Source organism: Chelativorans alearensis (assembly GCF_010993735.1).
GTDB lineage: Bacteria > Pseudomonadota > Alphaproteobacteria > Rhizobiales > Rhizobiaceae > Chelativorans > Chelativorans alearense.
The window spans coordinates 120,153-144,024 of record NZ_WQNI01000014.1 but is presented as its reverse complement, the minus strand read 5'-3'; the positions used below and the strand labels follow the sequence as shown (position 1 = coordinate 144,024).

The following is a 23,872-nucleotide window of genomic DNA, read 5'->3' as shown; positions in this document are numbered from 1 at the left end:
GAGTGGGTGGAACCGGGCGAGAATTCGACATTCCAGTAGTTTGAAAAATCGAGGAGCAACGCGCTCGCCTTATATTCTCTCGGCCGCAGATCATCACGCGACGGCCGAACGTATACTGACCCCACGTCAATGTGCGGCCTCTTTGAGAATCCACGATCTGAATGTTGCTATCTTCGGTCGACTGTGGCTAGCTTCGGGATAGACGAGATAATGGGCAAACTCAGCGAGAAGGGCTGTGTCCGCGAGTCGAATGAGACGTCCTTCCTCGAGTTCGGTAGCAATCATGGCCGCAGGTAATAAGCCCGCGCCTTGACCGCTCAGCACGGCTTTGAGGAGGAGACTCGAATCATCGAACGACGGGCCGCGAAGCGCTGTGGTTTCCTCTACGCCTTGTGATTGGAACCAAAGGTGCAGCCCTTTCGCTCGGCATCGTGTACGTGAGGCCAATGGACGAGGTCTGCCGCATGAGCCGGACTCCCTTTTTCGCGCCCCATGTCGGCGCCGCGCGGCGGCCCTGCGCGCCCGCTTCGAGCGCCTGTTTAAACGACGAACCGGCTACGTCATGCTCGACCGGCTGCTGGCCCGGCTGCATCGCCGCAAGCACGAACTGCTGCGCGTTCTCGACCGTCCCGAGATCCCGCTCCACACAAACGGCTCGGAAAACGACATCCGCACCTGCGTCATCAAGCGCAAGATCTCCGGTGGAGCCGTCAGTGACGCTGGCAGGCAGGCCCGTGACGTCCTGCTCGGCCTGATGAAGACCTGCATGAAGCTCGACGTCGCGTTCTTCCGCTATCTCGGCGACCGGCTCGGCATACCCACACAAGAGCCGATTCCGCCCCTCCCGCATCTCATTCGGCAAGCCGCTCAAGCCTGACTGCCCGGAAATCCGCCCCGGTTACCGCGACCGCGTAACCGGGGCAGATTACCGGGCGGCGGGGGTTTGCAAGCGCTCGGGTTTGTGATTCACGCTTTGTGTGACGCTACCACCGATTGATTCTCTTGAGGGCCTATCGCTCGCGGAACTCCGCGGGCTGGTTGGGGCATTGATCGGTGCGGTGCAGGGCCTTCAAGGCCGGGTTGAGAGCTTCGAGATTGAGAACCAGGCGCTGCGTGGCGAGAACCAGGCGCTGAAGGACGAGATCGCGCGGTTGAAGAACCTGCCGCCGCGGCCGCCGATCAAGCCGTCCAGGCCGTCGGGCATGGAGAAGGCAACGCAGCCAACCTGTGATAAAGGCAAGCGCCGCCGGCGCGGCGCCAAGCGCGACGGCGGTCGCGTGAGCCGCGACGTACCAGTTGCGGTGAGCGCTCCTGCGGGCTCGCGCTTCAAAGGGTATGAGACGATCCTGGTACGCGATCTGGTTTTGTCGGCCGAAGTGGTGCGCTACCGCCGCGAGCGGTGGGTGATGCCGGCGGGCGACGCGACCGCGATCTAACTCATTGTTCCTTAATGAAAATCCCACTAAGGTGCAATGGAGATCAGACCTTTGATCCTCGATTCCCACGCCACGTATCCCGCACTCGCACCACGGTAGACCTATTCTCCGCACCGGCGGCGTCTGCCTATAGGGTTGCTGCAGCTTGGATGCGGCCCGGGAGGCGACATGACGACCTATGACGTCGATGCAATTTTGAGCGCTTCGCGCGAGTTCGCAGCCCTGCTAGAGCAGGTCGCCAATGGCCCTGTCGAACTCACGCGTGACGGCGGTCGTGCCTATATGCTGATGCGGGCTGATCACTTCTGCTGGATGAAGATGGCGGTGCAGCGCAGGCACTGCGGATGCTGATCCAACCGTCATCGACGCCGCAGAGGGGACCGAAATGGACCCGGAACAATAAACTGACCCCGATAAATTGCTTATATCCACTCCTGCGGAGTTCACTACTCACAGCGGACAACACCACGACAAAATGGTTCGAATACCTCTCGGCCCGGCAATCTCGCCAAGGGTGGTGGGCATCCCAGAGCCACTCAACCTTCCAGCAAGTAATCCGCCAAGCTGTAGCAGTGGCTCGCCTGATAGGCGTTCCGCCCCCGGTTCATGTACGTCAGATTGAATGTCCGAATGGCGCGCAACACGTGGCGGGTCGCGAGGAATTTGTGGATCGAGGGGGCGCCTCGCACCTTGATGCCGAAAATGTCCTCGCCGCGCGGGAAGAAATAGCCGACGTCTTCTGGCGTCGTGACGCAGTGCTCGAGAAAAGGTTCGTCCAAATGGCCCTGCGCGGGTGAATGGTCCGTGGTGAAATCCGAAAGATGCACCAGGAATCTTGCACGGATGCCCTCGCCGTCCGCATAGAGCGTGAAAAGCTCCATCCAGCTCGCATTAACGCGGACAAGCGGCTTGTCGGAAGTCGACGGCAGACAAGAAACCGACCAGTAGTGACGCTCAGATTTGCGTGGGATGGGGATGCAGTTTTGGCCGTAAAGCCTGAGAATCTTCAGAACTTCTTGTGCTTGCGGGCTACGAAGCAGCTTCTGAAATCGCGCGACGTACTTGAACCGCAGTTCCATAGACTCCGAGCGCTCGTCGGCGTCAGGCAAGTTCGTCTTGCCTTCTATCCAATTGCGCTGCTGCTCAAGATTCAGAAATTGGCGTAGACCAGTGGTGCTGCGGCAAGGAGTAGTGCTCATGTCAGGTGCCCTCAGGAGATGTTGAGAACGACAGCAATTCGCCACAGGCAAACCTCGGCAATCTGATGTCTGCGTTGCGACCTGCTGTAAGTCCCTTAGCTAGCGGCGAGCTCGGATCTCGTAACATCGGAGGAGGCTCAAGCCCGCGGAATGCCCGCGAGACCGCGAGTAGTAGGCATTCTCCTATCCCTTCACGTATCCCAGACCTTCAACGATCTTTCCTCCCCGAACACGGATGATGTTTACCCCTCGAACCCGCTCCGTCTCGTTCTCGCCCCAGCTGAGTTTCCAGCGGATGATCCCGCGATCCTCGCTGGCCCAAATCTCCTCTGCTTCGAAGACAAGATTCGCGGAGGATGCGATGCCCTTCCAGAAATCGAGGCATGCCTCACGCCCGTCGTATCGCGCGCCGTCCGGGGCTGGCGCTGTATTTTCGAGAACGCAACCCTCACCAATCAGGCCGTCGAGTTCATCGGCACGGTGCGCCTCGAAGGCGGCATGGAAACGTTCAATGATTTCACGGGTAACTTCGCTGTTGGTGTTCATCCTCTCACCTCATTGAGTCATGCAGCCATTGGCTGGTGTCCGCTGACTGCCGGTCCGAACGCTGGAGGCGCTGCGACCTGGGTGGGTGGTCGACGGCGCATCGCCCGAAAAGTGCCTGTCGCGTAGGTCTCAGAATGGTTTCTCGGCCTTGTCGCTGCGATAGAGTTTCACCTGGGCGTCCCGCAATGCGACCCTCGGGCCTTTCGCGATCTTACGCCAAGTGTTCAAGGACTGTTGGTCGCGCCAGCACTCGAAGACGTTGATCCGATCCGGATCGACCGAGTCAGCACTGATCGACAGGTCGAGACAGCCGTCCTGCTTCCTTGCTCTTTCGACCATGTCTGCAAACGCCGCTACCGCAGCGTCGCGTTCAACTCCATCCCTGGCTCGAGAGTGCCCGGCTATGATGATCATGTACTTCTCTCCTCTAGGTATTGATCCGCTTGTTCGGAGCGGCTTCGGCGGTCACTCAGGCAAGAGTGCCGATTGACCCGGTGTTTTGGCATAAGCCAAGGCCTCGACGATCCGACCGTCACGGACACGGATCAGGCTGACGCCGCGGAGCGAGCCCCCACCGCCGAAATGGAAGCGCCAGCGAACATTGGCGCGGTCGCCCATCACGAAGGTGTCTTCCACCTCGAAGCAGTTGACGCGGTCGACCGCCATGGTCTGCCAGAACGTCAGGTTCACATCGTAACCTTCGTATCGCGTGCCGTCCGGTGCCGGCTGGATCGTCTCCATGACGCAGTCCGGGGCGATGAGGTCTTCGAAGATTGCAGGATCGTGTTCCAGAAACGCCTGATTGAACCGGCGAACGATTTCCGATGTCTCATTAGATCGCATGACGGTCTCCTACACAGACAGGTCTGTCTCTATATTGCAATATACAGACCTGTCTGTTAGAGTCAAGCGGTGAACCAAATCAGTCCTCGCAACTCCCCTGAAGCAAGTCCCGCGCGCCGTCGTTTGCTCGATACCGCGACCCGGCTTTTCTATGAGTTGGGAATTCATGCCGCGGGCATCGACCGCATCATCGCGGAAGCTGGCGTGGCCAAGGCGACGTTCTATAAGCACTTTCCGTCGAAGGATGAACTCGTCGTTGCCTATATCGAAGAGCAGGACCGGCTCGGGCGGGAGGCAGTGGCAACGCTGCCGAAGCAGCCGCCGCGGGAATCAATCGCTGCTATCATGGGGCGGATCAGCGAGGCCGTGGTCGCGGGTGGTTGGCGGGGATGTCCATTCCTCAATGCAGCGGCCGAGTACCCAGACCCGACCAGCCCGGTGCGGCGGGCAATCGATGCGCGTCGCGTGTGGTATCACAATAGCCTGCGGAAACTCCTCGCAGAGGACGGCGATCCCGCTCCTTCCGTGACCGCTTCCCTCCTCGTCGCCCTTTCAGACGGCCTGTTGGAAAGCGCCTACCTAGATGATCCCGAAAAGATCCCCGCCCTTGTCCAGGAGGGGGTGGACAGACTGCTGGAGCGCCGTTGATGCGCTGTCCCGCAAGCGGCTCGATCTTGCTGGCGCATCGCACGAGTCCGCAGCCTGTTTGAACGCACCCGCTTCGAGATCAAAGCCGTAATAGCGCAATGGCGCAGCAATAGTGCCCATCTTCATCCCGGATGCTCCGCCATTTGCCGCCGATCGTGCGATTTTTCCCGAAATTGCTGCCGGTACGTGCCAAGCGTGGTTGGTTGCGGGTGATTTGAACCTAAATACTAAGCGATTGATTTTGTTGATATCTGTTTTCGACGGACAACGCGGCCAAAACAAAACCCTGCTAACATATTGGTTTAGAAGGTTTTTTGTGTGTGCTTGGTTGCGGGGGGGGGGGGCGGCTTCGACCTTTGTCCTAACTTCTCCGGGGTTCCCGCCTCTGGCGGGATTGGCGAAGTCCAGGATGCCCATCAACTCGCCGCGCAGCTCGGCATGCACCTCGCCGCGCTTCCTGCCCGGCCAAAGGACAACCTCGCCGATCAGCGAGCGCAGTGCGGCGGCCGCCTCCCGACCGCCATCCGAATCATTCAGGGCCTCGGTGAAGGTCACCACCCTGTCCCGGTAGACATTGGCGATGTTGGGATGAACGGTCCGGTATGTCGGCCGGCGCCTCCGCCAAGCGGGCCATGATCTCCGCCTTCTGCCGCCCCAGCTAATCTCTACAGCCGCCAGCTATGGCAACGATTTGATGGGTGGAACTTTCGAGACAATGTCGATGCTTACATCACTCGGATGCAGGCTTCCGGCTATCGGACGCAAACAGTCTACCGAGCCACAAGGGCGGTCGGGGATTACGCCCGGTGGCTCATTGATCATCATCACGACGGGAATGACGTTTCTCGCAAGACGGTCTTCAGTTTCCTGAGCTACCGGAGAAAGATTGGCAAGCTTCAAAACGGAGATCGATCCGCGATTTTGCGGTTCCTTGGCGACCTGTGTGAAGCTGGCATCGTTCAGAGACCGCCCTTGACCGATCCACACGAGCAGATTCTCAACTCGTTCAGCGAGCACCTGAGACGAAAGCGTGGGCTTCAGCCCAGCACGATCGAGTCCAGTATATACTACGCCCTGCCGTTTTTCAGGGAGATATGGAACGGTACGGACGACCTGGGGCAGATATCCCGCCAGGACGTCATCAAATACGTTGAGCGACACCGCCATGATCGCAGCGTAGGAACAACGCAAGGCATATTCACACGGCTGCGGTCCTTCCTGCGATACCTGTTTGCCGAGGGCTTGCTCGATGAAGACCTGTCATCATGCATTCCCGCTATTAGCGGGCGCAGGCGCGCAACACTGCCGAAGTTCCTAACGCCTGCACAACTGCAGAGCGTGCTCGATGCTTGTGATCGCACCACGTCCGCGGGGCGTCGCGACTATGCAATCCTGCTACTGTTGGCTCGCTTGGGACTGCGCGCCCACGAGGTCTCAAAGCTCTTGCTGGACGACATCGATTGGGACTCCGGCGTGATCGCCATCACTGGCAAGGCGGGAACGCAGTCCGTATTACCCCTGCCGTGCGACGTCCGTGCCGCGATTACCGACTACCTGGTAAATGATCGGCCATCTTCAGCATCTCGGCAGGTTTTCCTGCGCCTGGAGACGCCGAAGGTGGGTTTTCCCACCGCAACCGGTATCATTTCGGTCGCCACGAGGGCTTTAAAGCGTGCCGGCATTACCGGGGTCGCAAACGTTCGCTCGCATGTATTCCGACACACACTGGCGACAGATATGGTTCGGTCCGGCGCCACTCTAAATTGGATCGGCCAAATCCTCCGGCATTTGAGCCACGACACCACACGGATTTACGCCAAGGTGGATCTTCCGCGTCTGCGCCTGCTGTGCCTTCCCTTGCCGGAGGGCGCCCGATGACAAAACTCCACGACTTTCTCGAGGCGTACCTCCGGACAAAGCGTGCTCGTGGCTTCAAACTCAAGGACGACGAAGGCAAGCTCCGCAACTTCGTCGCATTCATGGAGGGACGGGAAGCGACCGTAGTCACAGGCAAGTTGGCAATCGAATGGGCTGGAAGCTCGGCGGGCCCGGCAACGTGGGCGATCCGGCTCTCGGCGGTTCGAACATTCGCCCGGTATCTCGCCGACCTCGAGCCACGGACCGAGATCCCCCCGACTGGGGTGTTCCCGCAGCATCACCGGCCGCAACCTCATACCTACACCGCAGCGGAGATCGAAGCCCTCCTCTCGGAGATAAAGCGATGGCGTTCCAGGAACGGCTTCGGGCAATGGACCTTCCATTGCTGCATCGGCCTGCTGGCGGTGACCGGAATGCGGCTCGGAGAGGCAATCCGGCTCACCCGTTCGGATGTCGATCTCGATGCCGGGGTCATTTCCGTCGAGGAGTCGAAGTTCGGCAAATCGCGGATCGTTCCGATTCATCACACAACCGCAGCAGTGCTTCAAGATTATTGTGAACGACGGGACGCCAGCCCGCCAAGGCGGCTGGGCGAGCGCTTTTTCGTCGGCGAACGCGGCAAGGGCCTCTATAAGCAGCGCATCGAGCTGGTCTTCATCACCAGTATGCGGCGTGCGGGTCTTCGTGGAGCGGTCGGCACGCGCAGGCCGAGGATTCATGACCTTCGACACACCTATGCCGTCAACACGCTCTTGCGATGGTACGAGGCAGGTGACGACGTTGACCGTATGCTTCCGGTCTTGTCGACCTATCTCGGACATACCCACACTCGCGACACGTATTGGTACCTTTCAGCGTGCCCGGAATTCATGCGTCATGCCGCCGATCGGCTGGAGAGCAGATGGGGGGAGACGTCATGAATCCAACGATCCTTCCGTCATTGATCGAGCGGTTCTTCACTCAACGGCTGATGCAGCAGCGGAACGTCAGCGCCAACACGATTGCTTCCTACAGGGATACGTTTCGGCTCCTTCTTCGTTTCGCGTCGAAGAAACTCGGCCGACCGCCGTCGCGGTTGAACCTTGCCGACCTCGATGCCCCTCTGATCGCTCGCTTCCTCGAGCATCTGGAGACCGAGCGGAGCATCGGAGCACGATCGCGCAACCTGTGTCTAACGTCGATCAAGACGTTCTTTCGTTTCGTTGCGTTCAAAGAACCGGCATATAGCACTCAGATCCAGCGTGTCCTGGCGATCCCTCCAAAGCGCGTCGCCCGCCGGGAAGTCGAGTTCCTTGGCCGAGCCGAGATCGAGGCCATCCCATCCTCGCCGTCCCCGACAAGACGACGTGGGCAGGGCGTCGCGACTACACGCTGTTGCTCGTGGCCGTGCAGACGGGTTTGAGGTTGCCGGAGATCACTGGCCTTGCTCGGGATGCCGTGCAGTTCGGTGCCGGCGCGCATATTCGATGCGTCGGCAAGGGGCGGAAAGAGAGAAGCACCCCGCTGACCAAACTGGCACGGGAGGCCGTCAAGAAGTGGCTGACGGAACCGCCGCGCCACGGAGCGACCGCGCTTTTTCCAACCGTCCATGGAAATCGCATGAGCGCAGACGCTGTGCAGTTCATGCTGTCCAAGTACGTGAACGTCGCAGCGGAGACCTATCCCTCCCTGCGCTCGAAACACGTTTCACCCGCACACGCTCCGACATAGCGCCGCCATGGAACTGCTATTGGTCGGCGTCGACCTGGCGGTGATTTGCGCTTTGGCTTGGCCATGAGTCGATTCAAACAACACAAACCTACCTCCATGCTCATCTCGCGCTGAAGGAGGCGGCGTTGGCGAAGGTGACAGCTATGGAGGGGCAACAAGGCATTCGCTTCAAGCCGGGCGACAAACTGCTGGCATTCCTGAATGCACTTTGATTTCTCAATGTCAGTGCCGGGCAGCGACTCGCCCGGCCCCGATCCTCCTGCACGGTTTCTCGCGGTGGACTATCCCTCTAGGGGCCAAGGGGCGGCAAGTTTGATCCATCCTCGACGGGCCAACCATGAAGCGGCCCCAGCGCAGACATCACAGAGGCCAGAGACCTAGGCAGTCGGCTCACGACCCGCTTCGGTCGTCTGGTTTACATGCTGGGAAGGCTGCAAACCGGCGAAATGTTACCCTTCACATTGTCGGTCGAGCAGAACGGGATGGAATTGAGCCGCCTTGATGTCCCGTCAGCATTTCTCCTCGACGAGGGATTTGAGGTCGGCGAGGCTGGAGAAGATCACCGAGAAGCGGTCGCCAGCCATGCCGGCGCCAAGGATCACCGCCACACCCTTTGGCGGGCCCGTCTCCACGCTGTCAATCTTCAGCCGGATGTTCTTTTCCCAGTAAGGCGTCTCGCGGCCGTCTTCTGTCTTGATGAAATAGCTGTCGCCACAGTGCCGGATGGCGGCAACACGTGTCTCCGGCGACGCATCGCCGATCGGCTCCGGCGCTCCCGCACGAAGGTATTCCGCCGGGATGAGGCCGTTGGCCACTGCCTTCTCTCCGCCGCCAGGCTTTCCGGCGACCTCAAGAAACGCAATGAGATCGGCGCGCGCCCGGGGATCGGCAATTCCCTGGAACACCATATAGGTGCCTGGGATCATCGCTTCGGGGTCCTTCAGCCAGCCTTCGAGCGCGGCCGCGTTCCAGGAAAAATCCGCTGTCTTCAACCCGTCCGAATAGCGCACGAAGCCTTCGGCCTTTCCGGCCATCCGCTCGAAGACATCGCCGAGGCTCGGGCCGCTGAGATGCAGCCCGGGTTCCAGCGCGTGGCAGGCGACACACGCACGATAATGTTGCGCACCGCGTGTTGGGTCGCCGTCGGCAAGCGCGACGGACGTCGTGTGAAAGCCGACGAGGGCCGCCGCAGCGAAAACGGTTGCTCTCATGTTGGTTCCTCCCCTTCAGCGAAGCCGATGATACCCGCCGCGACAGCCCGATCAAAAATCTGGAAGCCGTCTCAAAACCTTCAGTGGCGGAGACGGCTTGAGCGGAAGCGGCCTCCGATGCCGTTTGGTGATCTGTTACAGTGAACGCGCTCAGGCAGTGAGGGCTCCTTACGTCGTCTTCCTTCGATGCGTGTCCAATTGTTCAAGTTCATCCTGTCCATGCTGGCTGCGTTTGTCAGTATTTTTTCTCTCCTCTGGCTGGTGTGCCATGTTTTGGATCACGATTGGCGGGTCGTGCTGCATATGTATTTCACGCCGATCATCCTGTCGGTCGCCCTCAGCATTGTTTTGATTCTCACGTCCGATCGGCCAATGCTTCTCCGCAGGAAGCGCGCACCAGGAGATCATTCAGTGGAGCGGTGAGCCGGGCTCGTCGCGCAGACGCTCCGCGCCATCCCCCGCCAAGTCGTCGAGAATCGGACAGTCCGGGCGTTCGTCGCCCTCGCAATGTGCGATGAGATGTTGGAGCGTCCGCTGCATGGTCTGAAGTTCTGCAAGCTTTCGGTCGAGCACTGTCATGTGAGCCAGGGCGAGCGCCTTGACGTCCGCACTTGCCCGGTTCTTGTCCTGCAAAAGGGTGAGCAACTGGCGAATATCGTGCACCGAGAACCCCAGTCGGCGGGCGCGGTGGATGAAGCGCAGTGTGTGAACGTCCTTCGCACTGAATGACCGATAGCCGGACCCGGTGCGGATAGCAGCCGGGATGAGGCCGGTGTTTTCGTAGTAGCGGATGGTTTTTGCCGATATGCCCGAATCCTGGGCAGCCTGTCCGATGTTCATGACAGCCTCTCTTAAGGTGTCGCCACGGCGGCTTGAACGCCTTCGCTTGACGCCGTGTCCGCACCCGCCACGACAGGCGGGCGGAAGGTCTTGAGCTGGAGCGCATTGGTGACAACGAAGACGCTGGAGAACGCCATGGCGGCGGCGGCAAGCATGGGCGAGAGCAGGACGCCGAAGGCCGGATAAAGCACGCCAGCCGCCACCGGGATCAGGGAGGTGTTGTAGGCGAAGGCCCAGAACAGGTTCTGCCTGATGTTCCTGAGCGTGCTGCGGCTCAGCGCGAGCGCGTTGGGCACGCCGGTCAGTTCGCCCGACATCAGCACCACATCCGCACTCTCAATCGCCACGTCCGTGCCGGTGCCGATTGCGATGCCGACATCGGCTTCGGCCAGCGCCGGCGCGTCGTTGATGCCGTCGCCGACAAAGGCCAGCTTGCGCCCGTTATCCATGAGCCGGTGCAGCGCTTCCACCTTGCCGTCCGGAAGCACCTCAGCCACGACCTCATCGATCCCAAGCCGCCTGGCGATGGCCTCCGCCGTGCGCCGATTGTCGCCGGTGATCATCGCGATCTTCAGGCCAAGCCGGTGCAGCGCCTCGATCGCCTGGGGCGTCGTCGGCTTGATCGGGTCGGCCACGGCAAGGATCGCCGCGAGCTTGCCGTCGATCGCCGCATAAAGCGGCGACTTCCCCTCGTCGCCGAGTCGCTCCACGACACCCGCAAGGCGCTCCGTATCGATCTCCAGCCGGGCCATCAGCCGGTCGGCCCCGACGGCAACCGCGCGACCGGTAACCGTGGCGCTGACGCCGAAGTCCGGTATGGCTTCGAACGATTCGGGACAGCCAATTGCCAGATCAGACTCTTTGGCGGCTTCCACGATCGCCTCGCCGATCGGATGTTCCGACCGTGTTTCGACGGCGGCGACCAGCGCCAGAACCGCGTCGCGCTCAAATCCGTTCTCGGTGATAAGATCGGTGAGTTCCGGCCGTCCCTTAGTCAGCGTGCCGGTCTTGTCGAGCGCGATCACTTCTGCTTGGCGCACTGTCTGCAGCGCCTCGCCATTGCGGAACAGAATGCCCATCTCGGCGCCGCGGCCGATGCCGACCATGCGGGAAAGCCCTTTTGGAAAAACCGCAAGCCCGGCCCGAAGAGGATCACGCTGGTGAGGACGAACTGGAGATACCAACTCGCCTGCAGGCCGATTTGATTGACGACAAACGCTTCAATCGTGGGGACCAGATAGGCGCCCATCTCCAGCGCGACCACCGGCACACTCAAGATCGCGGCAAGCATGAATGAGCGCGCGAGGCTTCTTGTTTCACGTTCGCGCGCGCCGGCCTCATGATCGGCGGGTTCATCCGGGACAACACGCCGAGCCGCTTAGCCGATCCGTTCGACCGAGGTCTCCAGATCCGCAACGCCAACGGCATCCGATACAATTTCGACAGAGGCCTTTCCCGTAGCGAGATTCACCATAGCGTCCGTCACACCAGGCACAGCCTTCAAGGAGGTCTCGATGCGATTGACACATGCGGCGCAGCTCATGCCTTCGATCGAGAGATCGACGCTTTCCGTCCCCACTTCATAGCCGGCATCGTTGATCGCTCGGATGACGGCCACCGCATCGGGCGGTCCCGAAAAGGCAATGTCTGCGTGTTCGGCCGCCAGATTGACCGAGACGGACACCACACCTGGAACCGCCTGGATGGCCCTCGACCCGACCGACGCAGGAGCCGCAGTTCATGCCTTCGATGGCAATGTTTAGCCGGCGGGGCTCGGCATGCGCCGGTAGCCTCCTGCTTTCCGATGCGACCAAGGATGTCATGATTGTCGTTCCTGTTCGATTGATCGCAAGAAGAGATCAAGGTTCCAGCGGTGGTAAGGTCAAGGGCCGAGGGAATTATTCGACTGGCCCGAAGTCGTGATGTGGCCTGTGACGATCGGTCTCTCGAAGTGGTGATTGGCAGTTGGACGCCAATTCTCTATATTGCCAAGGTGATGAAAACCGTCCGCTGCCTCTTGGCTGCTCTGCTGCTCCTCGTTTTCGGGGGCGGAACGGCTTTGGCTGCCGCACAGAGCGGCGATATGCTTCAGCCTGCCATTGAGGCGTCGGTTGACCAATCGATGCCGAGCGGCTGCAACGACTGCGGCGGCGGTGACAAGGCGATGACCACGACGGCCTGTTTCGCTTTTGGAACCTGCATGCAAGCCGTCGACTCCAATGCCGCGAATTCACTGCCGCGGCTGGATTCCGTTGTCTATCCGGCCGTTACTGAGCGCATTACAGGCTTCAAGGGCTCGCCCGAGCCCTTCCCTCCCAAAACATCCATCCTCGCCTAGGACGGTCCTCACCGCTCGACTGAGGTGATTTCCCGTCCGGGGTCCGGGTGAGCACGCTTTGCGTGCCCAGCCTTCTTGGACCGTATCCGCCGCAGGCTTTTGCCTGTGAGGAAACACTCCAATCAGCGAGGATGGGATGTCTTCCAATTCTCAAACGGCTCGCTTCCATGCGAGCGCACCATCATCCCTTTCGGGGGAGCCGGTTGACACGGACGCGCCATCTCTCCGGCGTCGCCGCATGCTCGCCATGCTTCCGGTAAGCGTATTTGCGGGGCTAACGATCGTGCTCGGATGGGGTCTGGGCCGCAACGCTCAGGTCATTCCCTCAGCCCTGATCGGCAAGGAGGTGCCCGAGTTTAGCCTGCCACCGGTCCAGGGGCGTACCCTTGGCCTGTCGAGCGCCGACCTCAAGGGCGAGGTCTCGCTCGTCAACGTGTTTGCGTCCTGGTGCACGGCCTGTCGGGAAGAGCACCCGGTCTTCATGGAGCTCAAGAGGACCGGCGCCGTACCCATCCACGGCATCAACTACAAGGACCGGCCGGGTGACGCGGAAAAATGGCTCAACACCATGGGCGATCCGTATACGCGCACCGGCGCTGACCTCAACGGACGGGTGTCGATAGATTGGGGCGTGTACGGCGTTCCGGAGACCTTCGTGGTCGACAAACAAGGCCGGATTGCCTTCAAGCATGTTGGTGCCGTCACCCCGGACGTCTACCGGACGAAGCTCGCTCCGCTGATCGAGGAGCTCCGGAAATGAAGAGCGCTACCAAGAGTAAGGCGACTGCCACCATCATTGGCGCCGTCTTGTTCCTTGTCGCGGTTGGTGCCTATCAGTATTTCGCGATCAGGCAGCCCAACGAGCCTGCGGTATCGAGCGCGCCGCAAGCTGTATCTACGGAGACCGCGAGCAGCGATAGCTCCTTCGTGCTGCACGAGACGCCGCAACCGGTATCGGAACTCTCCTTCGTTGATGGAGATGGCCGCGAGATGTCCCTGGCGGCTTTCCGCGGCAGAACGATCCTGCTCAACATCTGGGCCACCTGGTGCGTGCCATGCCGCGAGGAAATGCCGGCACTCGACCGGCTCCAGGCAAAGCTCGGCAGTTCCGATTTCGAAGTCGTCCCACTTTCGATCGACCGCGACGGGCTCCCCAAGGTCAAGGCCTTCTATGACGAGCTCAGCCTTAAGGCTCTCGGCATCTATGTCGATGCCACCGGCAAGGCGGCCTACCGGCTCAATACGGTCGGCATACCCACAACCCTGCTGATCAATCCGGAGGGTCTGGAAACCGGACGTCTGGTGGGGCCCGCCGAATGGGACAGCCCGGAGCTGGTCAACATCATCCAACAACAACTCGTGAAGACGCCCGGCGAGGCGAGCTAACTCAAATTGAACACAGGAATCCAACATGAACAAACCATCCAAACTTTGGCTCATTCCGGTCCTTGCCGCTGCCGCTGCCGTTGTGGCCGTCGTCCCGGCAACAGCGCAACAGCATCCGCTGCCCGCTGCGTCAGGCACTGAAATCAACCACAAGGAAGGGGCCCAGTTGGCGCCCAGCCGTTTTGGCGGGCACGTTCACGCATTGGCGGTGAATCCCGAGACGAAGGAACTCTTCCTGGGGCCCGGCCGATCTATCGGAGCACCGACAACGGAAAATCCTGGACTGCGATCGAGGGCATTCCGAAAAGCGAAGAGCGGGCAAACATCACGTCGATCGCGATCGACCCGAGCGATCCGCAGGTGATGTATGCGACCGGTCACGGTATCGGCGTGATCAAGAGCGCCGATGCCGGCAAGACGTGGGAGGCAGCCAGTTCGGGTCTTGGCGGGCTCTCCACGGAAGGATTCACCATCGACGGCAAGGACCCGAACACGCTTTATGTCTGGGTGTTGGGCAACGGCCTTTACCGCAGCAAGGATGCGGCAACATCCTGGCAACGGGTCGATGACGGTCCCAAAAAACAGGAGATCCGCAGCCTCGTCTCCGTCAACAGCCCGACCGGCATGGGCGGCATCTGGCTTTATGCCGGGCTCGACACCGGCGTGATGAAGAGCCCGGACTGCTTCTGCGGTTGGGACAAACTTCCGAACGAAGGTCTGCCCGAGGGCCGGGTCTACAGCCTCGCCGTAAACCCGACGAACCCAGAGATTCTCTATGCGGGGCTGCGCCAGGGTGTCTTCAAGAGCACGGATGGCGGGCAAAGCTGGAGCCCTGTCACCGATCTTGTCGAGGACGCCATCGTGACCGTGGACGCCGGCAATCCCGACCAAGCCTACGCCGTGGGAACGGACGGCACCCTCGCCGCCAGCACCGATGCCGGGCAGCACTGGACAAAGATGGAGGACGACGATGCAGAAGGCTGATCCTACGCAGAAGGCATTCGCCAGCGCCAAGACCTGGATGATGCCCGTCCTTGTCGTCGGGGTGCTAGCAGGCGGCGTGGCGCTCGCGGCCTACCGGACTATGGCACCACAACCGTCTCAGGCGGACTACGGCCAGATCACGCCGACCGAGGCGACGCTCGCCATCGACCGCGAACAGGTTGAACTCGGCGTCCTGGCGGTCGAGGACGTGGGCCGTGCTGACTTCCGACTGAAGAATACCGGTACCGAGCCCATCGAGTTCAGCCAGGTCCGCACCTCGTGCATGTGCACCTTTGCCGAAATCGTCCTGCCGGCCGGCAAGAGCCCGGAATTCAACATGGCGATGCACAACGACGCGGCGACCAATGCCTGGAAGGGCGTGCTGAACCCAGGTGAAGAGGCGGCCGTCACCGTCATCTACAAGCCGGCGCTGATGCCGGTCGAAGGATCCGTCGCGCGCAACGTGAAGTTCGCCACCACCGACCCGCAGAACCCGGTCGTCGAACTCGGCGTGCACGCGACCGTCAAAGGGGGCGCGGCGGGCTGATGGCTCGCCTGAGACCAAAATAACAGCAGCCAGAGAAGAAAGAGAAACGTCCATGAGCAATTCCGTATCCGAAACATCGCTGAGCGCGGACATATTCCGCTACATCCGCTACCAGTTGCGCGGCCGACGCGGCCTGATCGTCGCGGCAATCGCAGTCGGTATCCCTGCACTCTGGATCGGCTGGCCATGGCTGGTGGTGGCGGGCGTCGCACCCATTCTGCTCGCGCTCGCGCCCTGCGCCATCATGTGTGCGCTCGGTCTTTGCATGCGGCCTGGCGCCTCCGGCGCAAGCGGCACCGACGCGAGCAGTTCCAACCTCACCAGCGACGAAGCGAGCTGTTGCTCGAAGCCGCAATCGGTCGACGAGACGGCCGTTTCGATGACTGCAAGCAAATCGGCTGAGGGATCGGTGGAGCCAGTGGCCTCTGAAGCTCCGCTTCCAGCCAATTCGAACTCGGTTGATGACTCCTACGAGGCTCAACCCGAGGAGGCCGGACCCTTGTCCGACCATCAACAGGAAAAGGAGAAGTTCCAATGAACCGACTGTCGAAAGCGATTGCCATCGCGACCGCCGTTGCAGGACTTGCTGCCGTCCCCATCGCCTTTGCACAGGATGATACGGACACCAGGCAGCCGGATCAGTCGCAAGGCATGCAGGAGATGATGGAGGGCATGCAGGGCGGCGGCATGGGGATGATGCCGATGATGGGCATGATGTCCCAGATGAACGAGATGATGAGCACCTGCAACAAGATGATGCAGACCATGATGCAGGACATGCCTTCCGAGGAAGGCGAGAAGCTCGACAACAAGGGGTAGCCGCACAACGGGAGGCGGGTCGGTTGACTTACCGATCCGCTCTCCCCTTGTCGGCCAAGGAGGACGCCATGAAATCCCTTATACGCCTGTTCGCCGCAACCGCGGCCGTTGTTGCCGTGGTCGCCCTGGCTCCCCCCGTTGCCTCCGCGCACTCGCTCAAGGACGTGCAGCAGGACCTCTTCGACAAGGAGAAATATTTCGAAAGCAGAAGCGAACCCGCGCCGGAATTTGCACTCCAGGACGCCACCGGCAATCCGGTCGATCTCGAAGGCCTTCGGGGCAAGGTCGTTGTCTTGCACTTCATCTATGCCGGCTGCCCGGATGTCTGCCCCCTGCATGCCGACCGGATCGGCGAGATCCAGGACATGGTGAACGAGACCCCGATGAAGGATCGGGTCCAGTTCATCACGATCACCACCGATCCGGAGCGCGATACGCCGGAGGTGCTTGAAGGTTATGGCCCGGTCCACGGCCTCGATCCGACGACGAATTGGGTCTTTCTGACCAGCGGCCCCGACAAACCCGAGGACACCACTCGTAAGCTCGCCGAGAAGTTCGGTCACAAGTTTATCGTCACCGAGGACAGCTATCAGACCCACAGCGTGGTCACCCATATCATCGATCAGAACGGCCAATGGGTGGCCAATTTCCACGGACTCGGCTTCGAGCCGACGAACCTCGTTCTCTTCATCAATGGCCTGACCAACGCGAACGTCCCCCATCACGACGATCCCGCCTCGCTGTGGGAGCGCCTCCGCTCGCTGCTTTAGAAAGAGAAAAGGTACGACCAACCATGTGGGAGAAGCATTTCAGAATCGGCCGCCCGCCGCATTGCCTGCGGCGTCATCGAATAACGGTGCAAGACACCGCCAACTGAGGAATTTCGCATGAAACGTCACATGAAGCCGCTGATCATCGCCGCAACGCTGGCACTGGCTATAGCTGGTGGCACCGCCGGTTGGCAGAGCCAGGCCGGGGAGCGCGTTCCCCTTGCCGAGGTCTCCCATATTCATGGAATTGCGGTCGATCCGGCCGACCCGCAGCGCCTCTATCTCGCCACCCATTACGGGGTCTGGCACACCGCGCCGGACGGCACGGCGGAGCGGATATCCGACAATAGCAACGACTACATGGGTTTTTCCCCGCACCCCAGCGAAGCTGACGTGTTCTTCGCGAGCGGACATCCGGTCAATGGCGGCAATATGGGCGTGATCGTTTCACGAGACGGTGCGAGGACTTGGGAACAATTGGCGAGCGGCGCTGACGGACCGGTCGATTTCCATGCCATGGATGTCAGCCCGGCCGATCCCACCGTCATTTACGGCCTCTACGGTAGGGTGCAAGTCAGTCGGGACGGTGGCAAAAGCTGGGAGATTGCTGGGTCTCCACCTGCCGACGTGTTCGATCTCGCCGCATCCGCCATCAATACGGACATCGTCTATGCCGCGACCCGGAACGGGCTGATGGTCAGCCTCGACGGTGGCAAGAAGTGGAATGCCACGGGGACCGAGGGACGGCCGGCAAGCATGGTCGAGACTGCCCCGGACGGCATGGTCTACGCGTTTGTTCTGGGATCAGGCCTGATGAAAGCGCCGGCCCAGGCACTTGCCTGGCAGCCAATCGCCAACGGTTTCGGAAAGCAAATCCTCCTCCACCTCGCGTTCGATCCCGGCAATCCGGACCGCATGTTCGCCGTCACGGGGGAAAGCAAGATCCTGACCAGCACCGACGGGGGAAAGAACTGGGCCGCCCTGAGTTCGTGAGGCGAAGGCAGAGAATGCATAGCAACCAGCAACTGTCGGCGTCTGCTCCTACCGAAGCTGGCCAGAATGACCCCGGGCGTACGGCCCGGCGGAAGCGGCGAACGGCCGCGATGCTTGCTGTTCTCGTGCTTGGCATGGTGGGCTTGAGCTTTGCGGCGGTCCCGCTTTATCGCCTTTTCTGCCAGGTTACGGGCTATGGTGGAACAACCCAGGTCGCGGCGGCCGCGCCGACGAAGCAGTCCGAGCGACGGGCAACCATCCGCTTTGACGCCAATGTTGCCGCCAACATGGCATGGGAGTTCAACGCCCCGAAATCGGTTGAGCTTGCTCTCGGTGAGACCGGAGTGGTGGCCTGCTCGGGGCGCAACCCGACCAATCGCCCGATTCTCGGCACGGCCATCTACAACGTCGTGCCGGCCCAAGCGGGGGTCTATTTCAACAAGATCCAGTGCTTCTGCTTCACCGAGCAACTGCTGATGCCGGGCGAGGCGAAGGAGTTTCCCGTCACCTTCTTCGTCGATCCGGCGATCGAAGATGATCCGGACCTGGCTTCGGTCACCACCATCACGCTCTCTTACACCTTTTTCGACAAGGGGGCGGAAGCCCTGGAGAAGTGGCCTCCCATGGGATCAAGGCTGCTGAGCTGAAGGAGCAAGAGCGATGAGCCACTCTTACGTCAAAAGGCCAGCCGTTGCTGCCTTGCCATTCGTTCCTGATCGGAGCCCACCCCATGTCTAAGCCAACCGCCGGCCTTGCCGCCGCGATCGCTCTTTCAGTCCTCGCTATGCTCTTCTCCGGGCTGGCGCTGCTTTTTGCCACCGGGCTGCTCGACGCCGAAAGGCCGGTCTCACGCAATTTCGAAGCGCAGGCGCGGCAGTATCTGCTGCAAAATCCGGAAATCGTTGTCGAAGCCCTGCAACGGCTGGAAGACCGCCGGCAGCTCGCGGAGGCGAACGAGTTGCAGACGCTGATCGCGGAGCGTAGCGACGACATCTTCAACGACCCCGCGGCGCCAACGGCTGGCAATCCGGAAGGCGACGTCGCGCTGGTGGAGTTCTTCGATTACAACTGCCCGTATTGCCGCAAGGCGGCCCCCGATATTCAGCAAGCCGTCGAAGACGATCCTAATCTGAAGCTGGTGTTCAAGGAATGGCCGATCCTGGGGTCGGGGTCCGAATTCGCCGCGAAGGCGGCGCTTGCCTCCCACAAACAGGGAAAATACGAGGCGTTCCATCACGCCCTGATGGGCTTTCCCGGCCGGGTCAGCGAGAGTTCCACCCTGACCATCGCGGGGGATGTCGGCCTCGACGTTGAGCAGATCAAGTGGGACATGGAAGACCCGGCCGTCGCAGACGCCATCGCGCGCAATCGCGCGCTCGCCAACGATCTGCGCATCACCGGCACTCCGACCTTCGTGGTCGGTGACGAAATCATCCGCGGGCTGGTCGACCTCGCCACGCTGCAGCGCTTCATCGCCGACGCGCGCGAAAAGCCGGAGGGTTGAGCCAGTGTTCGAGATTTCCAACATAGGCATTCTGACGGCGCTTGCGGCGGGCGCGATCTCGTTCCTCTCGCCCTGCGTTCTCCCCCTCGTGCCGGGCTATATCTCCTATGTTGCCGGCAATGCCGCCGTAGCCGGCGGACCGTACCGCTCTGTCGGCAGCCGGCTTTCCACCTTGCTTTTAAGCACCTGGTTCGTTCTTGGCTTTTCGACCGTCTTCGTGGCGCTTGGGGCGAGCGCCACGGCGATCAGCCGCCTCCTTCTGGCCTATCGCTACGAAACCAACATTCTCGGCGGGGCGATCATCATTCTCTTCGGGCTGTTCATGACTGGCCTGGTGCGGTTGCCATGGCTTCAGCACGAGTTTCGCTTTCATGGCAGCCTGGCCAGCGGCCGGCCGCTCGGCGCCTATGTTCTGGGCCTCGCGTTCGGCTTCGGCTGGACGCCCTGCATCGGACCGGTTCTCGGGACGATCCTCACCGTCAGCGCGCTATCCTCAACCGCGTCGAACGGGATCGCATTGCTCAGCATCTATTCGGTCGGTCTCGGCGTTCCCTTCCTACTGTCGGCGCTGTTCACCGAAAGCCTCGCCAAGCGGTTGAAGGGCATGAAGCGCACCGGACGCCTACTTCAAATCGCGGCTGGCGTGATCATGATCGTCATGGGCGTTGCGATGATGACCGGCACGATGACGACGTTCTCGTTCTGGCTGCTCGAGCAGTTCCCCATTCTCACGAAAATCGGCTGAGGAGGAGCTTCGTATAACCCCCAAATTGCGAGCTCAGCAAAGCGACGAACGACCTGTCCATTTCTGGCGAGCAAATAGTCAGGAAATCCACTGATGAAATCGCACATCATGCCACGACCGGATTTTCTCGACCGTCGAACTTTTCTTCGTCTGGGCGCCGCCGCTTCCCTGATTGGTCTGGGCGGCTGCTCAACCACGCGAATGGCTCAGCCCTTCGTGCGAGAGACCGCTCCCCGGTTTCCAGTCGCGGAGGGTGGTGTCTCCGGATTTGAAAACGATCTTTCCTACTACGCAGCGATGTACGCGGCGCGGCCCGAGGAAAAATTTCCGCTCCCCGCCATCCCCTTTGAACGCATCGATCCGGTCTATTTTCGGCATCTCGTCACGAATCCGACCGGCGAGCGTCCGGGCACGATTGTGGTCGATACTGCCAATCACTTTCTCTATCTGACCCACGAGAACGGCAAGGCGATGCGCTACGGCGTCGGTCTCGGCCGCGCCGGCTTTGAATGGGCTGATCGCGGTGTCATCCAGTACAAGCGCGCCTGGCCGCGCTGGAAGCCGCCCGACGAGATGGTCGACCGCCGGCCCGAGCTTGAACCCTACAGCATCGCCAATGGCGGCATGGACCCGGGCCTCACCAATCCGCTCGGAGCACGCGCGCTCTATATCTTCCAGAATGGCAAGGACACCCTCTACCGCATTCACGGTTCACCAGAATGGTGGACAATCGGCAAGTCCGTCTCATCGGGCTGCGTCCGCATGTTCAATCAAGATGTGATCGATCTCTACGAGCGTGTCACCAACGGCACGCCGATCCTGGTAACCAGCCTCGGCCCGACCACGCCAGACCTGTTGGGTTGAATGTCCTCTTAGCTTGCTTCACGCCGCAGCAGGCCTCCTGCGTCTGCGGCGGCGCAAGTGCTTTCCGAGCCGATAGGCAAGAAGCACGGCGATGATCGCGAAATAAACGATCGGCTCCAAAGGCCAGGATTTCACCACCAGCAGATAGTGCACGGCGGCGGCCGTAGCCGCCAGGTAGACCCAGCGGTGAAGCTTCGTCCAGGTGCTTCCCAGGCGCCGCACCATCCGGTCGTTCGAGGTGACGGCAAGCGGCACTAGGATGGCCAGGGCCAGCATGCCGAAGGTGATGTAGGGGCGCTTGACGATATCGGCCGTGATCGCCTGCAGATCGAGCCGGTAGTCGATCAACATGTATGTCGCGAAATGCAGAAGCGCATAGTAAAAGGTCAGCAGCCCGAGCGTGCGCCGGTAGCGCAGAAGGCTGATGCCCGTGAGATTGCGCAGCGGCGTCACCGTCAGCGTGGCGATCAGGAAGCGCAGCGTCCAGATGCCGAGTTCCTGTTCCAGCGTCCTGACCGGATTTGCGCCGAGCTGGTTGGTGAAGCCCAGATAGAAGACCCATACGGCCGGAGCGAACCCGACCCAGTAGAGGGCGGCGCGCAGCAGCCGGAACCGTACCGCCGGAGACGGCCTCAGTTTCTTGGCGACATCGGTCCTGTGAAGCATCAGTAGAACTTGGTGAGATCCATGCCGGCATAGAGCTGGGCCACCTGCTCTCCATAGCCGTTGAACATCAACGTCGGCTTGCGCTTGGCGAAGAGGCCTTGGCCGATCGGCAATTCCGTCGCCTGGCTCCAGCGAGGATGGTCCACCTCCGGATTGACGTTCGAGTAGAAGCCGTATTCGCGCGGGTTCTGCTTGTTCCACGAGGTCGGCGGCTGCGCCTCCATGAGCGTGATCCTGACGATGGACTTGATGCTCTTGAAGCCGTATTTCCACGGCACGACGAGCCGGATCGGCGCGCCGTTCTGGTTAGGCAGCGTCTCCCCGTAAAGGCCGACCGCCAGGATGGCGAGGGGATGCATGGCCTCGTCGAGCCTTAAGCCTTCCACATAGGGCCAGTCGAGCACAGGGAAGAATCCCCCCACGCCCGGCATTTCCTCCGGCCTCAAGACAGTTTCAAACGCCACGAACTTGGCGCTGCCCAGGGGCTCCACCCGGTTGAGCACTTCCGACAGCGGGAAACCGACCCACGGGATGACCATGGACCATCCCTCGACACAACGCAGCCTGTAGACGCGCTCTTCCAGCGTCACCGGCTTCAGGAGGTCGTTCAGGTCGAACTCCGCCGGGCGCGAAACGAGGCCGTCCACCTTCACAGTCCACGGCTTCGTGGTGAGGGTGTGGGCGTTTTTCGCCGGGTCTTCCTTGCCGGTGCCGAACTCGTAGTAGTTGTTGTAGTTCGTGATGTGTTCGAGCGCGGTCGGCTCCTCGTCGGTCGACAACGGACTGGGCGAGGCTTCAAGCTGCGCCGCCTCCGCGCGCCGTGGCGCCATGGCGGCGGAAAGCCCCGCAGCGGTCGCTCCGAGGATCAGGTCGCGACGATTGAGGTAGACGTCGCGCGGCATGATCTCCGACGGACGGACAGGTGGTGCATGCGAAAATAACAATCGATGAATCCCTGAGATGGCGATCTCCATGGAAGCCTAGCCATATAGTAGCATCGGGCCCGCCTCTGGAAATTCATATCTGCACACAATGTTGTGTCTGCAGCCACGTCGTACCCCGATACTGGCTCGCCACGACGACGTAGCCTTCAGCGGCCAGATCGGCCAATTGCAGCAGCCTCACGTCGGGTGCCAGCGCGCCGAACTCACCATAGCCGCCGCGATTGTAGATAATGGCCGGGTATTTTCCCGGAGCGAGCGGTTCTATGAGGAACCCGCCGACAGAGAGTCGTCGCTTGCATAGGTGATGCGGCTGATTTGCACCTGTTCCAGGAAATCCTGTCGGCCAATCGCCGGATGCGAGCGACACGCGGCACAGGCTGTCATCCGCACAATCTCCGCCTTGAGCAGCGTGCCATTCGGTTGCGATACCTGAACCGGCAGGCTCCCGATAATCACCGTTAGCCAAGCGAGGCCGGCGATGCACCATAGGCGGCGCAGCCACAGCGGTGCGGATGGAGTCAAATAGGACGCGTACTGCTTCATGATGTCCATGCCATCGCCGCGTTCCTCAACGATCGACCGCGGCGGCAGAGGAGTTTCCCCATTGACCAAAGCCTGCGCCCTGTAGGCGCTACATGGTCAATGGCAATGGAGATCACAACCTTGTGACTACCGCAGGGAAACCACTCTATCTCCTGGGACGCGCAGCCATCCTGCGATGAGGGCGCCTCATGCAGTATTGAGTCTGTAGTTGCTACCGGGCGTATGCTTAACACAAGTCGGATGCAGGAGGCTGCAATGAGCGACAAACCGCTTGCCGGCATCACAACAGCAATAATCGCGCTCCGGCTCTCCTCTTCGCGGGCCTGGGCGGTCTTATCGGATGGTTCGGCAGCATGAACATCCTCTTGGCCGTGGCCATGGCGATTGTCGCCGGGATTGCTGTGAATAGATTTCTGCGCCATCGGATTGAAGAGCCCCGGGCATCCGGCGCCGCGAAC

Annotated in this window: 33 protein-coding genes and 2 pseudogenes; 22 read left to right on the top strand and 13 right to left on the bottom strand. The window is 61.0% G+C overall.

Translation table 11 applies throughout. From position 1 onward, the window contains the following. Positions 1 to 126: 126 nt before the first annotated feature. Positions 127 to 447, bottom strand: coding sequence for a LysR substrate-binding domain-containing protein (locus tag GPJ75_RS21560; protein WP_246249186.1), 321 nt, complete (start codon positions 445 to 447; stop codon positions 127 to 129). On the opposite strand from GPJ75_RS21560, the gene GPJ75_RS27775 reads away from it, so the two are divergent. The 3 genes from GPJ75_RS27775 to GPJ75_RS21545 all read left to right on the top strand — a co-directional run bounded on the left by GPJ75_RS27775 (position 374) and on the right by GPJ75_RS21545 (position 1,787). Further along, positions 374 to 877, top strand: coding sequence for an IS66 family transposase (locus tag GPJ75_RS27775; RefSeq protein ID WP_425483180.1), 504 nt, complete (start codon positions 374 to 376; stop codon positions 875 to 877). The genes GPJ75_RS21560 and GPJ75_RS27775 overlap by 74 nt on opposite strands. A 169-nt stretch (positions 878 to 1,046) precedes the next feature. Beyond that, on the top strand, positions 1,047 to 1,436 hold the full coding sequence (locus tag GPJ75_RS27475; protein ID WP_246249183.1) for a hypothetical protein: 390 nt from the start codon (positions 1,047 to 1,049) through the stop codon (positions 1,434 to 1,436). Positions 1,437 to 1,604: 168 nt separating this feature from the next. Then, entirely contained in the window at positions 1,605 to 1,787 is a 183-nt protein-coding gene (locus tag GPJ75_RS21545; RefSeq protein ID WP_163271181.1) for a hypothetical protein, read from the top strand. Between the two features lie 185 nt (positions 1,788 to 1,972). Here GPJ75_RS21545 and GPJ75_RS21540 read toward each other — a convergent pair whose 3' ends face one another. The 4 genes from GPJ75_RS21540 to GPJ75_RS21525 form a co-directional block, all read right to left on the bottom strand. Continuing rightward, positions 1,973 to 2,635 (bottom strand): hypothetical protein, encoded by a 663-nt coding sequence (locus GPJ75_RS21540; RefSeq protein ID WP_163271179.1) that lies wholly within the window; start codon positions 2,633 to 2,635, stop codon positions 1,973 to 1,975. Positions 2,636 to 2,818: 183 nt separating this feature from the next. Beyond that, on the bottom strand, positions 2,819 to 3,181 hold the full coding sequence (locus tag GPJ75_RS21535) for a nuclear transport factor 2 family protein (protein ID WP_163271177.1): 363 nt from the start codon (positions 3,179 to 3,181) through the stop codon (positions 2,819 to 2,821). A gap of 129 nt (positions 3,182 to 3,310) precedes the next feature. Further along, the gene (locus tag GPJ75_RS21530) at positions 3,311 to 3,595 is read right to left on the bottom strand and encodes a putative quinol monooxygenase (RefSeq protein WP_163271175.1); all 285 of its coding nucleotides are present in this window, start codon (positions 3,593 to 3,595) and stop codon (positions 3,311 to 3,313) included. A 51-nt stretch (positions 3,596 to 3,646) separates the two neighbouring features. Continuing rightward, positions 3,647 to 4,024 (bottom strand): nuclear transport factor 2 family protein, encoded by a 378-nt coding sequence (locus GPJ75_RS21525; protein ID WP_163271173.1) that lies wholly within the window; start codon positions 4,022 to 4,024, stop codon positions 3,647 to 3,649. 78 nt (positions 4,025 to 4,102) lie between these two features. Between GPJ75_RS21525 and GPJ75_RS21520 the strand changes: the two genes are divergently transcribed. Then, positions 4,103 to 4,672, top strand: coding sequence for a TetR family transcriptional regulator (locus GPJ75_RS21520; protein WP_163271221.1), 570 nt, complete (start codon positions 4,103 to 4,105; stop codon positions 4,670 to 4,672). Here GPJ75_RS21520 and GPJ75_RS27225 read toward each other — a convergent pair. Then, a complete protein-coding gene (locus GPJ75_RS27225; RefSeq protein ID WP_205602604.1) occupies positions 4,604 to 5,227 on the bottom strand; it encodes a hypothetical protein in 624 nt (207 codons plus the stop codon). The genes GPJ75_RS21520 and GPJ75_RS27225 overlap by 69 nt on opposite strands. A 417-nt stretch (positions 5,228 to 5,644) precedes the next feature. Here GPJ75_RS27225 and GPJ75_RS21510 point away from each other — a divergent pair, with 417 nt between their 5' ends. The 3 genes and pseudogenes from GPJ75_RS21510 to GPJ75_RS21500 all read left to right on the top strand — a co-directional run bounded on the left by GPJ75_RS21510 (position 5,645) and on the right by GPJ75_RS21500 (position 8,472). Beyond that, entirely contained in the window at positions 5,645 to 6,550 is a 906-nt protein-coding gene (locus GPJ75_RS21510; protein WP_163271170.1) for a tyrosine-type recombinase/integrase, read from the top strand. Beyond that, on the top strand, positions 6,547 to 7,470 hold the full coding sequence (locus GPJ75_RS21505; protein WP_163271168.1) for a tyrosine-type recombinase/integrase: 924 nt from the start codon (positions 6,547 to 6,549) through the stop codon (positions 7,468 to 7,470). The genes GPJ75_RS21510 and GPJ75_RS21505 overlap by 4 nt, the downstream gene beginning before the upstream one ends. Next, a pseudogene (locus GPJ75_RS21500) lies at positions 7,467 to 8,472 on the top strand (tyrosine-type recombinase/integrase). Before GPJ75_RS21505 ends, GPJ75_RS21500 begins: the two are co-directional and overlap by 4 nt. A gap of 297 nt (positions 8,473 to 8,769) precedes the next feature. Here GPJ75_RS21500 and GPJ75_RS21495 read toward each other — a convergent pair. After that, positions 8,770 to 9,471 (bottom strand): c-type cytochrome, encoded by a 702-nt coding sequence (locus tag GPJ75_RS21495; RefSeq protein WP_163271166.1) that lies wholly within the window; start codon positions 9,469 to 9,471, stop codon positions 8,770 to 8,772. Between the two features lie 198 nt (positions 9,472 to 9,669). Between GPJ75_RS21495 and GPJ75_RS21490 the strand changes: the two genes are divergently transcribed. Beyond that, on the top strand, positions 9,670 to 9,894 hold the full coding sequence (locus GPJ75_RS21490; protein WP_163271164.1) for a hypothetical protein: 225 nt from the start codon (positions 9,670 to 9,672) through the stop codon (positions 9,892 to 9,894). Here the strand turns inward: GPJ75_RS21490 and cueR are convergent. Both cueR and GPJ75_RS21480 read right to left on the bottom strand, forming a co-directional pair. Continuing rightward, a complete protein-coding gene (gene cueR, locus GPJ75_RS21485; RefSeq protein WP_163271162.1) occupies positions 9,880 to 10,311 on the bottom strand; it encodes a Cu(I)-responsive transcriptional regulator in 432 nt (143 codons plus the stop codon). The two genes, GPJ75_RS21490 and cueR, sit on opposite strands and share 15 nt — an antisense overlap. An 11-nt stretch (positions 10,312 to 10,322) precedes the next feature. Beyond that, positions 10,323 to 11,462, bottom strand: a pseudogene (locus GPJ75_RS21480) (heavy metal translocating P-type ATPase); the annotation flags it as partial. On the opposite strand from GPJ75_RS21480, the gene GPJ75_RS27770 reads away from it, so the two are divergent. Further along, positions 11,432 to 11,608 carry a hypothetical protein gene (locus GPJ75_RS27770; RefSeq protein ID WP_425483181.1) on the top strand — a complete coding sequence of 59 codons (177 nt, stop codon included), beginning with the start codon at positions 11,432 to 11,434 and terminating at the stop codon, positions 11,606 to 11,608. The pseudogene GPJ75_RS21480 and the gene GPJ75_RS27770 sit on opposite strands and share 31 nt — an antisense overlap. Positions 11,609 to 11,689: 81 nt before the next feature. Here the strand turns inward: GPJ75_RS27770 and GPJ75_RS27765 are convergent, their stop codons facing one another. After that, positions 11,690 to 11,998 carry a cation transporter gene (locus tag GPJ75_RS27765; RefSeq protein WP_425483179.1) on the bottom strand — a complete coding sequence of 103 codons (309 nt, stop codon included), beginning with the start codon at positions 11,996 to 11,998 and terminating at the stop codon, positions 11,690 to 11,692. Positions 11,999 to 12,235: 237 nt separating this feature from the next. Here GPJ75_RS27765 and GPJ75_RS21470 point away from each other — a divergent pair, with 237 nt between their 5' ends. The 13 genes from GPJ75_RS21470 (at position 12,236) to GPJ75_RS21410 (ending at position 21,261) form a co-directional block, all read left to right on the top strand. Continuing rightward, complete coding sequence (locus tag GPJ75_RS21470) at positions 12,236 to 12,649, top strand: hypothetical protein (protein WP_163271160.1); 414 nt, start codon at positions 12,236 to 12,238, stop codon at positions 12,647 to 12,649. 238 nt (positions 12,650 to 12,887) lie between these two features. Beyond that, positions 12,888 to 13,409 (top strand): DsbE family thiol:disulfide interchange protein, encoded by a 522-nt coding sequence (locus GPJ75_RS21465; protein ID WP_246249180.1) that lies wholly within the window; start codon positions 12,888 to 12,890, stop codon positions 13,407 to 13,409. Further along, positions 13,406 to 14,035: a TlpA family protein disulfide reductase gene (locus GPJ75_RS21460; RefSeq protein WP_163271156.1), complete on the top strand. Its 630-nt coding sequence runs from the start codon at positions 13,406 to 13,408 to the stop codon at positions 14,033 to 14,035. Before GPJ75_RS21465 ends, GPJ75_RS21460 begins: the two co-directional genes overlap by 4 nt. Positions 14,036 to 14,236: 201 nt before the next feature. Further along, the gene (locus tag GPJ75_RS21455; protein WP_343036339.1) at positions 14,237 to 15,019 is read left to right on the top strand and encodes a WD40/YVTN/BNR-like repeat-containing protein; all 783 of its coding nucleotides are present in this window, start codon (positions 14,237 to 14,239) and stop codon (positions 15,017 to 15,019) included. Then, entirely contained in the window at positions 15,006 to 15,566 is a 561-nt protein-coding gene (locus GPJ75_RS21450; protein WP_163271152.1) for a DUF1573 domain-containing protein, read from the top strand. The genes GPJ75_RS21455 and GPJ75_RS21450 overlap by 14 nt, the downstream gene beginning before the upstream one ends. Before the next feature lie 52 nt (positions 15,567 to 15,618). Then, entirely contained in the window at positions 15,619 to 16,104 is a 486-nt protein-coding gene (locus tag GPJ75_RS27220) for a hypothetical protein (protein ID WP_205602603.1), read from the top strand. After that, positions 16,101 to 16,385 (top strand): hypothetical protein, encoded by a 285-nt coding sequence (locus GPJ75_RS21440; RefSeq protein WP_163271150.1) that lies wholly within the window; start codon positions 16,101 to 16,103, stop codon positions 16,383 to 16,385. The genes GPJ75_RS27220 and GPJ75_RS21440 overlap by 4 nt, the downstream gene beginning before the upstream one ends. A gap of 68 nt (positions 16,386 to 16,453) precedes the next feature. Continuing rightward, positions 16,454 to 17,155: an SCO family protein gene (locus GPJ75_RS21435; RefSeq protein WP_163271148.1), complete on the top strand. Its 702-nt coding sequence runs from the start codon at positions 16,454 to 16,456 to the stop codon at positions 17,153 to 17,155. Between the two features lie 117 nt (positions 17,156 to 17,272). Next, positions 17,273 to 18,148, top strand: a complete 876-nt coding sequence (locus GPJ75_RS21430; RefSeq protein ID WP_163271146.1) for a WD40/YVTN/BNR-like repeat-containing protein — start codon at positions 17,273 to 17,275, stop codon at positions 18,146 to 18,148. A 14-nt stretch (positions 18,149 to 18,162) separates the two neighbouring features. Next, the gene (locus tag GPJ75_RS21425) at positions 18,163 to 18,795 is read left to right on the top strand and encodes a cytochrome c oxidase assembly protein (RefSeq protein ID WP_163271144.1); all 633 of its coding nucleotides are present in this window, start codon (positions 18,163 to 18,165) and stop codon (positions 18,793 to 18,795) included. 83 nt (positions 18,796 to 18,878) lie between these two features. Next, a complete protein-coding gene (locus tag GPJ75_RS21420; RefSeq protein ID WP_246249179.1) occupies positions 18,879 to 19,652 on the top strand; it encodes a DsbA family protein in 774 nt (257 codons plus the stop codon). 4 nt (positions 19,653 to 19,656) lie between these two features. After that, positions 19,657 to 20,397, top strand: a complete 741-nt coding sequence (locus GPJ75_RS21415; protein WP_163271141.1) for a cytochrome c biogenesis CcdA family protein — start codon at positions 19,657 to 19,659, stop codon at positions 20,395 to 20,397. A gap of 93 nt (positions 20,398 to 20,490) precedes the next feature. After that, positions 20,491 to 21,261 carry a L,D-transpeptidase gene (locus GPJ75_RS21410; RefSeq protein WP_425483178.1) on the top strand — a complete coding sequence of 257 codons (771 nt, stop codon included), beginning with the start codon at positions 20,491 to 20,493 and terminating at the stop codon, positions 21,259 to 21,261. 18 nt (positions 21,262 to 21,279) lie between these two features. Here the strand turns inward: GPJ75_RS21410 and msrQ are convergent, their stop codons facing one another. From msrQ to GPJ75_RS21395, 3 genes are all read right to left on the bottom strand, one after another. Then, positions 21,280 to 21,927, bottom strand: coding sequence for a protein-methionine-sulfoxide reductase heme-binding subunit MsrQ (gene msrQ / locus GPJ75_RS21405; RefSeq protein ID WP_163271139.1), 648 nt, complete (start codon positions 21,925 to 21,927; stop codon positions 21,280 to 21,282). Further along, the gene (gene msrP, locus GPJ75_RS21400; RefSeq protein WP_246249177.1) at positions 21,927 to 22,829 is read right to left on the bottom strand and encodes a protein-methionine-sulfoxide reductase catalytic subunit MsrP; all 903 of its coding nucleotides are present in this window, start codon (positions 22,827 to 22,829) and stop codon (positions 21,927 to 21,929) included. The genes msrQ and msrP overlap by 1 nt, the downstream gene beginning before the upstream one ends. 303 nt (positions 22,830 to 23,132) lie before the next feature. Continuing rightward, on the bottom strand, positions 23,133 to 23,423 hold the full coding sequence (locus GPJ75_RS21395) for a hypothetical protein (protein WP_163271135.1): 291 nt from the start codon (positions 23,421 to 23,423) through the stop codon (positions 23,133 to 23,135). Positions 23,424 to 23,872: the final 449 nt, after the last annotated feature.